Source organism: Cryomorphaceae bacterium (assembly GCA_007695365.1).
In the GTDB taxonomy this organism is placed as follows: domain Bacteria; phylum Bacteroidota; class Bacteroidia; order Flavobacteriales_D; family SKUL01; genus SKUL01.
The window spans coordinates 1-12,606 of record REDV01000091.1 but is presented as its reverse complement, the minus strand read 5'-3'; the positions used below and the strand labels follow the sequence as shown (position 1 = coordinate 12,606).

Sequence of the window (12,606 nt, the reverse complement as noted above, 5' to 3'; positions counted from 1 at the left end):
CCTAGTCTGTATAATTGAAATCTCCAACGCTTACGTTTCTTGGGTTTGCGGAAATCTGAGCGTGGTTTCCTACCATGGATTGCTCCAGCACCACATTTCTTACTTCGCTGTTTTCCTGAATAATACTATTGCGAACAACGGCATTTTCAACCAATGTTCCTGGGCCGATGCTCGCGTATGGGCCTACCACGGCGCTTCGCAAAACGGCACCTTTTCCGATAAAACACGGTTGAATAACGGAGCTGTGTAGGGAATTGATATCCGCTTGCATCATGCCATCGGGATATTTGTTGGCAAGTACCCGCTGGTTGGTGTACACGGTTGCGTCTTTGTTCCCGCAATCCAGCCATTCGCTCACGGTATCAATTCTAAATTGTACACCTTGTGATTTCATGTGTTCCAGGGCATCGGTCAGGCCAAATTCACCGCCCTTAATTCGGATGTCTTCGTCTATCAGGCGCTGCAATTCGCGAAGCAGTCTTTCGCCGTCGGAGAAGTAGTAAATGCCAATAATGGCCCGGTCTGACACAAAGGTTTCGGGCTTTTCCACAAAGGCTTTTACCAGACCCTGCTCGTCGGTTTGCACCACTCCAAAAGCCTCGGGATTGTCCACACGACTGGTCCAGATGATGCCTTCTGCACTGGTGTCGAGGCGAAAATCTGCTTTGAAAAGGGTATCTGCAAACGCCACCATCACGTGTCCACTCAGCGATGCGCGCGCGCAAAGAATAGCGTGTGCCGTTCCAAGGGCGTCATCCTGGTAGGAGATGATTCCTTTTGCTCCTTGTGCCTCTGCAATACTGAGGAGCATATGCTCTACCTTCTCACCAAAGCGACCGATGACAAAGTGAATTTCCTCCAGCGCCTCTTCGCACACAGAGGCGATGTCTTCAACGAGGTGTTCTACAATGGGTTTGCCCGCCACGGGAATCAGGGGTTTGGGCACCGTGAGTGAGTGCGGCCGCATCCGTTTTCCCATTCCCGCCATGGGTATGATTAATTTCATGCCTTTGTTGTCGTTAACTGTTTACTCCGTTTCCGGTACTTCCAAAACCACCTGCTCCCCGTTCTGTTTCGCCAAGCTGGTCTGTTTCCTTCCATTCGGCCTGCGAAACCGGTGCAACCACCAACTGGGCAATGCGCATGCCGTTTTCAATTTCAAAGGTTTCGTTGGACACATTGACCAGGATTACTTTCACCTCACCACGGTAATCGGCATCCACAGTGCCGGGCGCGTTGAGCACGGTGATACCATGTTTGGCAGCCAGCCCGCTGCGAGGTCTTACCTGTGCTTCTGTTCCTGCTGGAAGTTCCAGAAACAAGCCCGTTGGAATCAAAGCGCGCTCAAGCGGATTCAGGCTCACGGGCTCCTCGAGGTTTGCTCGCAAATCCATGCCCGCCGACAATGGCGTTTCGTACCTTGGAAGAGGGTGCGACGACCGGTTGATAACCTTGATTTGCATGGTGTGCAGAGGGTTTAGGAATGCTGCGAAAGTAGCGGTTTTTTTCGGGTTTCTGACAACCAAACCACTGCGCAAAAGAGCAACACCAAGCCAACACCTACTGCGTAGCGCAACACACCTTCTTCGGGCTGCAACCAGAGAGAGAGGCCGTAAATACCAAGGGCCAGCGCCAGGTATCCCAGTATGCGCGGCAGGTCGTACGGGATGGGGTAATACCGCTGACCCAACCCGAAGGACAGCAGCACCATGGCCCCATAGCTCGCCAGGGTTGCCCATGCAGAACCCATATAGCCAATAATGGGAATCAACCACACATTCAGCACAATGGTGATGATCGCACCCGTTACCGAAATCACCGCCCCCCAGTTGGTTCGTTCGCTGAGTTTGAACCAGAATGAGAGATTGAACACAATGCCGTAACACACGTAGGCCATCAGCAGGATGGGTACTACGCGCTCACCCTCGCGGAAATCCTCTCCTACAAAAAGCATCACTACATCAATAAACACCATAATTCCCAAAAACATCAGCCCCGCTAAAATCACGAAATACCTCATCAACGTAGCATAGGTTTGTTTGGCGTCGCTCGATTTTTCCTGGTTGAAGAAAAAAGGCTCGGCGGCATACCGGTAGGCCTGGATAGCGAGGCTCATGATGATGGCCACCTTGTAGCACGCTCCATACACGCCCAGTTCTGCCAGTGCTTCTTTTTCAGGAAGGTTGAGTAGGTGTTTCAGCAAAATTCGGTCAATGGTTTCGTTTACAATGCCCGCTAAACCGAGTATCATCAGCGGAAGGGCGTATCGCAGCATCGCCCGCATGAGGGCCGTGTCGTATTGTATGCGGATAGAGACAATCTGCGGACTGAGCAACAAAAGTTTCACGATGCTCGCCACGAGGTTGGAAATAAACACATAGCCTACACCAATTTCGGGGCTGTAGAAGTTTTGCACCACCCAGTTGGATGCTTCACCGTGCTCGTTGTAGTGCCCTTTGCAATAGACCAGAAAAAACAGGTTAAGGCCGATGTTTACCATCACATTGGCCAGACTTACAATCATAAACCGCCGCGCTTTGAGCTCCTGCCGCAGCCGAGCCATGGGTATGGCAGAAATGGCATCGAGGCCCACAATAATGGCAAACCAAATGATGTATTCGGTGTGATTCGGGTAACCGAGTAAATTGCCGACTGGCACCGAAAAGAGCGTGGCTATGAAGATAAACATGGCCGAGGTAGAAATCACCGATAACAAAATGGTGGTGTATACCTGTGCGGGTCTTCCGGTTTTGGTGCTGAAACGAAAGAATGCGGTTTCCATTCCGTAGGTGAGGATCACCACCAGGAAAGCCACATAACCGTACATCTCCGTCACCACCCCAAACTGCTCGCGTGTAAAGATGCGCGTGTAGAAGGGAACGAGAAAATAGTTGAGCAATCGCCCCACGATGCTGCTCACGCCGTAGATGGCTGTTTGGCCTGCTAATTTTCTGAGGGGCGACATGTGCCGTTTACCAATTGGAGGCTGGTGCTAGTTGCCTGTAAATTGCGCCTTGCGCTTTTCGAGAAAAGCCGTGGTGCCTTCCTTGAAATCGTCGGTTCCGAAACACTTTCCAAACTCTTCTACTTCAGCACTGAGGCCGTCAACACCCGGCTCAAACCCTGCATTAACAGCCCTGATAGCCGCTGCTATGGCCGTAGGAGAGTTTTTGGCGATTTTACCGGCAAGTTCGTGGCAAAAATCCAGCAAGGCTTCCGGTTCGCAAACGTGGTTTACCAAACCCATGCGCCAGGCATCATCGGCCGAAACCATGCCGGCTGTGGTAATCATTTCGAGCGCCCGGCCGTAACCCACCAAACGTGTTAATCGCTGGGTACCCCCGTAGCCAGGTATCACCCCCAATGAAACTTCGGGCAGCCCCAGGCGTGCGCGGTTGCTTGCCACGCGGATGTGCGCGCTCATGGCAAGTTCCAGGCCGCCACCTAGTGCAAAACCATTTACGGCGGCAATGACGGGTGTGGTCATTTGCGCCAGTTTCGTGAACAAAATGCCATGCCCTTCTGCGCTCAGGCGCTTTCCCTCATCTACAGAGAAATGGGCAAACTCTTTGATGTCGGCACCGGCAACAAATGCCTTTTCACCGGAGCCGGTTAAAATCACAACACGTACAGAATTGTTATTTTCAGCCTCGCCGAGAGCGTCGCTTAAGGCCTTGATGGTTTCTTTGTTGAGTGCGTTTAACTGATTGGGGCGATTGATGGTGAGCGTTAGAATTTCACCAGATTGTTCCCGCAAAATGAGCTGATTGTCCATGCAAATTGTTTTGAGGTTCGTAGCAAATGTAGAATTTATCCGTCAGTTGCACCCGGTTGTGGTTCGCGTAATCGGAACATGCCTCTTAACGGCATTAGGAGGCTTTTTGTATGCGCAGGGCTCTTCGGGCAAAAGCGATATCAGCAGCGAAAACGGGTGGTACCTCTCGCCGCATGGAACCATCTGCGTGCTCATGCTTTTTGTTGAGATTGAATACGACCTCTCTCCCGAGCTGGACCCCCGGCCCAGAGGCGACGATGGCTGGCCGGCTGGCATGCTCCCCAGCTATGCAAACGATGTGTTTGATGCTGTTCACCTTCAGCAGCCCCTGGCCACCATGACCCGCTATTACGATGTAATTTCGATGGGCAACCTCCGCGTGTTAGGCGATTACTGGCACGAGGTCATCACACTCAAAGAAAGCGAAATCGGCGCCTTGAATCTCACCAACGTGAAGCGGGCGGTAATCAACAAACTTCCCGCAAAGGAGGCATTCCGCACGGGCCGCGGGCTGCCCATGGAGGCCTTTGACAACTGGCGAAACAACACGGGAATTGGCAGGCCGCGAATCAACGAGCCCGACGAGCCAATGTCGCTGGACCACGTCATGATGTTTTTGCGAAACTTCCACCTGCTCCGCCCCGGAAACGGCTCAGCAAGCGGCAGCTCGTTTGGACCAATATTCGGACTTCGCACAGATACCCATTCGCAGTTTGCCTCGCGGCAGGAGGTGCCGCAAACCATATTGCGGCACGAGTTCAATCACCTTCTCATAGGCGGTAATAATTTTCACTGTTGCGGAGGGAGTGGTGCAGTGTACACCAATCACTTTATTCCCACCATATACGGGTGGGGCATGATGGGTAATGCCAACACCTGCATGGCTATTTGCAACGCGTGGGACAGACACCGGCTTGGGTGGCGTGGACCCGGTAAAGAACACCTGGTATCAGCCCTAAACCAGGATGGGCTCTCAGAGGTTGAGACTGATTTAGACGCAACAAACCTCCACCACGCAGGCCGATATCTACTGCGCGATTTCGCGACATCGGGCGATGCACTTCGAATCAAAATTCCGTTTATCCCCGAATCTGAATACCAACAATACCTCTGGCTTGAGAACCATCGCACGTATCGCGAAAACGGAATCGAATTCGACCGCTTTGTGTTTGAACACTACGACGGCATGACCAAAGCGAGCCCGGGCATATACATGATGATGCAAGTGGATCGCGATCGAAAAGAAGGTCCGGGTATTTTTGGGGGCTACGCCGACTACCTGCGACCCGTGCTCGCAGATGGATACCACGACTACCTGTTTACGCGCGACTCAAGTGTTTCGGTGGTGGGGCGCATTCCTACACGCATTCACATCAAATCGGATTTGTTTGCCAATCCGCTCACGGGCAGCAACGACATGCAGGCCATTTCCTACAACAAAGAGGGTGATAGCGTGCTTGCATTCAACGATATTCTGGACCCTTTGGTAGAGCTTGGGCGTGGCGGAAATCACGTACAGATGCCCAAATACGGCCACAGCCGGCACGCATTTCGGGTTGACGGAAACAACAAGGTAGCCATAGGCCGGAACCCATCGGCTGCAAGCATGATGACCTATGTGAGCGGTCGTAACCTTCCGAGACGCGATGACCCCAGAAACAACCGCATTGTGAGGCTTAACGGAATATCCGTGGAACTTGTTGAGGAGCGTGGAGACGGCAGCATACTTGTAGAAGTGCAATTTAACCAAACGGCAGTGGATCGCAACACGCGTTGGTGCGCCGATACTTTGGAGCTACACGTAAACCCTTTTAACGACACCGACCTCGAAATACTCCGCGGTGTGAAACTGCACATTGACCACGGCGAAACCGCAACGCGAAGAATCAATCCGGTTGAGAGACGAGGTCAACTTGTGTTCGTGAGCCCAACCACCTTCATTTTGAAAAAAGGCACCCTAACCAGGATGACGCGCAAATCGCGATTAATTGTTGACCGCGGAAGCCGCCTTGTTGTGGAGAGCGGCGCAAGTCTTGAACTCGACCGCGGTGCGCGCATTATTGTTCGAAAAGGTGCAGAATTAGTGGTTGAGCCGGGGGCCACTGTTCAGGCAAGGCGCCGCCAGTTGCGAGCGCGTTCGGGCGGCACTATCAAGCAATAAAAAGCGGCTAATAGGCCCGTTCGTTTCGGCCTTCGTAGTAGTTGATAAAGGCGCGGTTAACCACCTTGTTTCCTCCAGGGGTGGGGTAATTTCCGGAGAAGTACCAATCGCCTTTGTGATCAGGACAGGCCGCGTGCAAGCCTTCAAGCGTTTGAAAAAGGATCTCTACCTCGCAGTTTACTGAAGCAGGCGTTAGCAGTTCCGAAATTTTGGCCGAAACCTCATCTGCCGTAAACGGCGCATAAATCTCCTTCACGTAGTTTTTGATTTGTTCTTTGGGCTGTTTCTGCTGCTCCTTGCATTTGTTGTACACCTCCTCAATGACGTGGCTCATGCCCGTCTCGTGCAGCAATGCAATGGCCGCCTGAAAGGCCACAAAGTCGCCCAACTTGGCCATGTCAATACCGTAGCAATCCGGAAAGCGTATCTGGGGGGCTGAAGAAACCACCACAATTTTTTTAGGGCCCAAACGATCCAGAATACGAATGACGCTTTGGCGCAAAGTAGTTCCGCGCACAATGGAGTCGTCTATTACCACGAGGTTATCCACACCGGGCTCCACCGTTCCGTAGGTGATGTCGTACACGTGCGCCACCATGTCATCGCGGGCTACATCTGCAGTGATAAAAGTGCGAAGCTTGGCGTCTTTGATGGCTATCTTTTCTACCCGCGGTCTCCACGACAACACGCGTTTAATCTCTTCGGCGTCATTGATTTGCATTTTGGCAATGTGCAGAGCCTTTTGCTCGTTGAGATAATCTTCCATTCCCTTCACCATGCCGTAAAAAGCGGTCTCGGCTGTGTTGGGGATGAAAGACAAAACCGTGTGGTCAAGATCATGGTTCACAGCTTTGAGCACCTGGTTGCACACCAAACGGCCAAGTTCGAGTCGCTCGCGGTAAATGTCGCGGTCGCTGCCGCGCGAGAAGTAAATTCTTTCAAACGAGCAGGCTTTTTTCTCGAGGGGTTGCCGTACGGGTTTGAGGCTCATTTCGCCACTGCGCTTAATGACCAGCGCTTCGCCCGGAGGTATCTCGGTTACAGCTTCCACGGGCACATTAAAGGCCGTTTGAATAACCGGTCGCTCAGATGTTACCACGCAAATCTCATCATCTTCGTAGTAAAATGCCGGCCTGATTCCGGAGGGGTCGCGCAGCACAAAGGCATCTCCATGCCCAAAAAGCCCGGCCATGGCGTAGCCTCCGTCCCAATCTTCTGCAGCATTTTTAAGGATGCGCTGCACATCGAGCTGTTCGGCAATCAACCCACTAATTTGCCGACGGGTATAACCCATGGCTTTGTACTGGTCGTAAAGCCGTTGGTTCTCTTCATCCAGAAAGTGGCCAATTTTTTCAATCACGGTAACCGTGTCCGACATCTCCTTGGGGTGCTGGCCGATGTCAACCAACAAACTGAAAAGCTCATCCACGTTGGTCAGGTTAAAATTTCCTGCCACTACCAGGTTACGCGTCATCCAGTTGTTTTGCCGAAGAAAAGGGTGCACGCTTTCAATGCTTTGACCCCCGAATGTGCCGTAGCGCACGTGCCCAAGAAAAAGCTCCCCTGTAAAAGGCAGGTTGCGCTTCATCCAATCCACATCCCGCAGTTTTTCGGGCTGGTTTTCCTCTACCGTCCGGAAATAGGTGTTGATTTGTTCAAAGACGTCCTTGATGGGCGAGGCTGAATTGGAGCGCTTTCGGCTAATATACCGCTGCCCGGGTTCTACGTCGAATTTGATGTTGGCCACTCCCGCGCCGTCCTGACCGCGGTTGTGTTGTTTCTCCATCAACAGGTACATTTTGTTGAGGCCATACAGCGGTGTGCCGTACTTCTCTAGGTAGTGTTGCAGGGGTTTTTTGAGCCTGAGCAGTGCGATTCCGCACTCGTGTTTAATGGGGTCACTCATAGATTGAAAGGGCCTTCCTGAAGAAGGCGCAAATTTAGCCTTTTTGAACGACAGAGGGGATGATTCGGAATCGGCTTGCTTTCATCGAAAAAGCCCCTGCCTGTGTGACAACCTGCAAAGCATCATGTCGTCATTAAATTCGTAACTTTCCGGGTTGTAAACGTTTTGTTTAAGCGCACCTACATATTGCTGGCCGCTGTGCTGACTTCGGTGTGGAGTTTTGCACACGGTCCTGACTATTTCCTTACCCCCAACCGAGGGCAATGGCATCCCGACGTGTATTTCCGCGCCGAGATTCCGGGCGGGCACTTCTTTATGGACCGGGATGGTTTTACTTATGCTCTTTTCGATGCTGAAGCCATGGCCAATATTCACGCGGGGCAATCAGAACTGGGCTTTGAAGATGTTGCCTGTCATGCTGTTAAAACCCGATTTGTAGGGGCGAAAGAGGCGGGTGATTTTGGCCTGTCGGAGTCGTCGCCTTTCTATTTCAACTATTATCTGGACAGCGATTCCAGCAGGTGGGCTACAGGGGTAAGAAGCCATGAGTGGGTGAAGCGCAAATCCATTTACGATGACATTGATTTGTTTGTGTACCGCAAAAACGGCGTGCTGAAATACGACCTTCAACTGGCCGCCGGAGCCGATCCTGCTCAAGTTCAGCTTGCCTACGACGGTGCTGAACGGTTGGAACTTCTCGACGGACAATTGCACATTGTCACATCCGTGGGCTCATACATTGAACAACCGCCCTTTGCCTATCAAATGCAAGGCGAGCGCCTCATTCGGGTGGCTTGTAACTATCGGCTGGATGGAAATGTTTTGTCTTTTGAATTTCCGGACGGCCTTGATACCAACTACCCATTGGTTATTGACCCGGAAATCAGTTTCTCGAGTTTTGTTGGCAGCAATAGCTCCAGCTTTGGGTTTACCGCCACGTATGACGACGACGGCAACCTGTACGCAGGTGCCATCGTGTTTGGGGGAGGATATCCAACCTCAGCAGGGGCTTTCGACGCCGGATTCAACGGAGGCACCATTGACGCAGCCATTTCCAAATTCAGCGCTGATGGCACTGCACTGATTTACTCTACGTTTCTGGGTGGTGCCGGCAACGAATGTCCGCATAGCTTGGTGGTGAATGAAAACAATGAACTGTATGTGTTGGGCAGCACCGGCTCGTACAACTTTCCAACAACCGCCGGTTCTTTTCAGCCCACTTTTGGTGGGGGCACCAATTTTAATTTCAACGTGGGTTACGGCTTCAGCCATGTAGGGGGTACGGATATTTTTGTGTGCCGTTTTAATGCTGCGGGAACCAACCTGCTCTCTTCTACCTACGTAGGCGGTAGCGGCAACGACGGCATCAACCTCGACCCCTTTCTGGAGTACAATTACGGCGACGCATTTCGGGGTGAAATCATTGTTGGACCCAACGGCGATGTGTTTGTTGCGAGTGTTACAAACTCCACCGATTTTCCAACCACTCCCGGTACTTTTCAGGGCACTTACGGCGGTGGCGGTACTGACGGGGTGGTTTTTCGCATGTCGCCCAACCTGGGCAACATGGTATGGGCGTCCTATATAGGCGGGCAGATGTCGGATGCTGCTTTTAGCGTGCAACTGGCCTCCAACGGCTCGGTTTTTATTGCGGGAGGAACCGCCAGCAATAACTTCCCGGCTCTTGCCAATGCTTACCAGCCCGCCTACGGAGGTGGGCGGGACGGTTTTGTGGCCCGCATTGCTGCCAACGGGCAAACCCTCACCGGGTGTACGTACCTGGGAACGGCCTTTTACGAAGAAGCGTTTTTTGTTCAGCTCGATACCGATGAAAACGTTTGGGTCGTTGGACAAACAGAAGGTAATTACCCTGTAAGCGACGGGGTGTACAGCAATCCCAACAGCGGGCATTTTATTCACAAACTCACGCCGAACCTAACCACAAGCTTGTTGTCAACAGTAGTTGGAAATGGCAACGGAGGGCCGAACATCTCGTTGTCGGCTTTCCTGGTTTCAAACTGTGATCAAATCTACCTATCCGGCTGGGGAGGCGAAACCAATGTAAACGCCGGTGGCGTGGTTACCAGCACTACCGAGGGGCTACCCATTACACCCGGAGCTTTTCAAACCACGACCAACGGGAGCGACTTTTACCTCATGGTTCTTTCTCCAGATGCCGAATCCCTGGACTATGCCACCTTTTTTGGCGGCGGTGTGAGCAATGAGCACGTGGATGGAGGAACCAGCCGTTTTGACAAGCGGGGCACAGTATATCAGGCTGTTTGTGCAGGATGCGGAGGAGGCAGTGATTTCCCTACCCAACCCGGGGTTTGGTCAACCACCAACAATGCCAACAACGCCAACGGTAGCTGCAACCTGGGGGTTTTTAAGTTTGATCTGGCCACCATCACTGCATTGATCTCTGTGGTAGGCCCGGAAGAGGTGTGTGCCGGAACCACCGTAAGCTTTCTTAACAACACACTTATAGCCAATCAGTTTGAATGGGACTTTGCTGGCCTCGGCAGCTCCAATGCAACCAATCCGAGTTTTGTCTTTGACGAACCCGGCGAATATGTGATAACCATGATTGCCAGCGATATTGCGGATTGTATTCAGCCCGATACAGCAGAAGTAATCATTACGGTAGTGCCCCCTCCGGACATTGAACTCAGTCCCGGAACTACTATTTGCGCCGGAGATACAGTGCAGTTGTTCGTTTCAGGCGGCGACTCATACGTCTGGTTTCCGGCCGCGCAGGTAAGCGACCCCACCAGCAACAGCCCAATGGTGTGGGCCACCGAGAACACACAGTTTGTGGTGACCAGCAGCACGTGGTGCGGTTCCATCAGCGATACGGTAAGCGTTAACATCTGGCAGGAAGAATACGGCAGCAGTGACGACCAGACTATCTGCCTGGGCGAATCGGTGCAGATTTCGGCTTTTGGCGGTGTGAGTTATTCGTGGTCGCCACCCGAAACGCTTTCTGACCCAAGCGCATCCAACCCTGTTGCTACGCCTGAAGAACCGACCACCTATACTGTGACCATCACCTCTCCCAATGGCTGTGATTACACTGCACAGACCGGAATTGCCATTTTGCCGGGACCTCCTGTTGTGGAAACCATCGGAACGGCCTCCATTTGCGATGGCGGGGTGGCCTTAATATGGGCCCTGGGAGGAGACGAGTACCTTTGGGATCTGATTCCGGGTCTCAACGACTACAATATTTCGCATCCGCTGGCAAGCCCTGCTACCACTACATGGTACTACGTAAACGTGAGCAATCAATGTGGTACTGTTCGCGATTCCGTGCTGGTAAACGTTGGTTTTGTGGTGGCTGAGGTGGATCAGCCCGACACCACCTGCCCGGGCGCTCCCATTCCCTTGCAGGCTTATGGTGGTGTGGCGTATTCATGGTCACCCCAGCACAGTATCAACAACCCCTACATTGCCAATCCCCTGGCTTCGCCCTGGACCACCACAACCTATTCAGTAGTGGTTACCGACGAGTTTGGTTGCACAGGCCTGGCCTCGGTAACAGTGCCCGTGCATCCCGCGCCGTGGGTTTTTGCCATGGCCGATCAGGTGGTTGAATACTACGATCTGCTGGAGCTGGAAGCCGCCGGAAATGGCACATTGAGCTGGTTCTCGGAAGACTTTAACCTGAGCTGCTCCGAATGCCCCTCTCCCACCATTCACGCCACCGAAACAGGGGTGGTGTACGTCTCGAGTGTGGACGAAAACGGCTGCACCGCAACCGACAGCCTGCTGGTGCAGGTTACGGGCGCGCTCTATGTGCCCAACGCTTTTTCTCCCAACGGCGATGGTGTGAATGACATTTTTAAGGCTGTTGGAAGTGAAATCGAAGAATTTCACATGCGCATTTTTAACCGCTGGGGCGAGCTGGTTTTTGAATCGTTCGACATTAACGACGGTTGGGACGGCAGCGTAAACCGTCACTACGTTGCCCCTGCTGTGTTTGTATGGGAAATCACAGCGCGCGAACACACCGGCGTCCGTTTCGAAAAGCGGGGCCATGTTACGGTTGTGCGCTGAGGTAAGAAGGCTTCCTGCTTACTCAGTTTTGCCGGCAATCTTCAGCAAAAACGCGTATTCCAGTGCTACCTCGCGGAAACGCTGATAACGACCCGATGCACCGCCGTGTCCGGCGTCCATGTTGGTTTGAAGAAGAATCAAGTTATCGCCTGTGTTTCGCGTTCGCAGCAAGGCCACCCACTTGGCGGGCTCCCAGTATTGAACCTGAGAATCCCAGTAGCCTGTGGTAACCAGAATATGCGGGTAGTTAACCTCAGCAATGTTGTCGTAGGGTGAGTAGGACTTCATGTAATGGTAGTACTCTTCCTCGTTGGGGTTTCCCCATTCGTCATATTCGCCTGTGGTAAGCGGAATGCTCTCGTCGAGCATGGTGGTTACCACATCCACAAAAGGCACCTGGGCCACCATTCCGGCCCACAGGTCAGGACGCATATTCATGACGGCACCCATAAGCAATCCACCAGCGCTACCGCCCATTGCATAGAGTTGGTCGGGGGCTGCATACTTTTCCTGAACCAGGAACTCTCCGCAATCAATAAAGTCGGTAAAGGTGTTCATTTTGTTGAGCATCTTTCCGTCGTTGTACCAGCGCCGCCCCATTTCTTCTCCGCCGCGGATGTGGGCGATGGCAAACACAAAACCTCTGTCGAGCAGTGACAAGCGCACCGAGCTGAAATAGGGATCCATAGAGTTTCCGTAGGAGCCGTA

8 protein-coding genes are annotated in these 12,606 nt (G+C 52.6%); 2 read left to right on the top strand and 6 right to left on the bottom strand.

The window, feature by feature from the left end; all coding sequences use genetic code 11:
- Position 1: 1 nt before the first annotated feature.
- The 4 genes from EA392_08640 to EA392_08625 are packed head-to-tail and all read right to left on the bottom strand — an operon-like array spanning position 2 to position 3,781.
- Positions 2 to 1,006, bottom strand: coding sequence for a nucleotidyltransferase (locus tag EA392_08640; GenBank protein ID TVR38745.1), 1,005 nt, complete (start codon positions 1,004 to 1,006; stop codon positions 2 to 4).
- A 13-nt stretch (positions 1,007 to 1,019) separates the two neighbouring features.
- Complete coding sequence (locus EA392_08635; protein ID TVR38744.1) at positions 1,020 to 1,463, bottom strand: dUTP diphosphatase; 444 nt, start codon at positions 1,461 to 1,463, stop codon at positions 1,020 to 1,022.
- Positions 1,464 to 1,477: 14 nt separating this feature from the next.
- Complete coding sequence (locus EA392_08630; protein ID TVR38743.1) at positions 1,478 to 2,965, bottom strand: polysaccharide biosynthesis protein; 1,488 nt, start codon at positions 2,963 to 2,965, stop codon at positions 1,478 to 1,480.
- A gap of 27 nt (positions 2,966 to 2,992) precedes the next feature.
- Positions 2,993 to 3,781: an enoyl-CoA hydratase gene (locus tag EA392_08625; GenBank protein TVR38742.1), complete on the bottom strand. Its 789-nt coding sequence runs from the start codon at positions 3,779 to 3,781 to the stop codon at positions 2,993 to 2,995.
- On the opposite strand from EA392_08625, the gene EA392_08620 reads away from it, so the two are divergent.
- Entirely contained in the window at positions 3,774 to 5,936 is a 2,163-nt protein-coding gene (locus EA392_08620) for a hypothetical protein (protein ID TVR38741.1), read from the top strand. The two genes, EA392_08625 and EA392_08620, sit on opposite strands and share 8 nt — an antisense overlap.
- Before the next feature lie 7 nt (positions 5,937 to 5,943).
- On the opposite strand, the gene EA392_08615 is transcribed toward EA392_08620, so the two are convergent.
- Positions 5,944 to 7,842: an amidophosphoribosyltransferase gene (locus EA392_08615; protein ID TVR38740.1), complete on the bottom strand. Its 1,899-nt coding sequence runs from the start codon at positions 7,840 to 7,842 to the stop codon at positions 5,944 to 5,946.
- A 186-nt stretch (positions 7,843 to 8,028) separates the two neighbouring features.
- Here EA392_08615 and EA392_08610 point away from each other — a divergent pair, with 186 nt between their 5' ends.
- Positions 8,029 to 11,898, top strand: a complete 3,870-nt coding sequence (locus EA392_08610; protein ID TVR38739.1) for a gliding motility-associated C-terminal domain-containing protein — start codon at positions 8,029 to 8,031, stop codon at positions 11,896 to 11,898.
- Positions 11,899 to 11,916: 18 nt separating this feature from the next.
- On the opposite strand, the gene EA392_08605 is transcribed toward EA392_08610, so the two are convergent.
- On the bottom strand, positions 11,917 to 12,606 hold a 690-nt coding region (locus EA392_08605), incomplete at its 5' end, for a S9 family peptidase (protein ID TVR38738.1).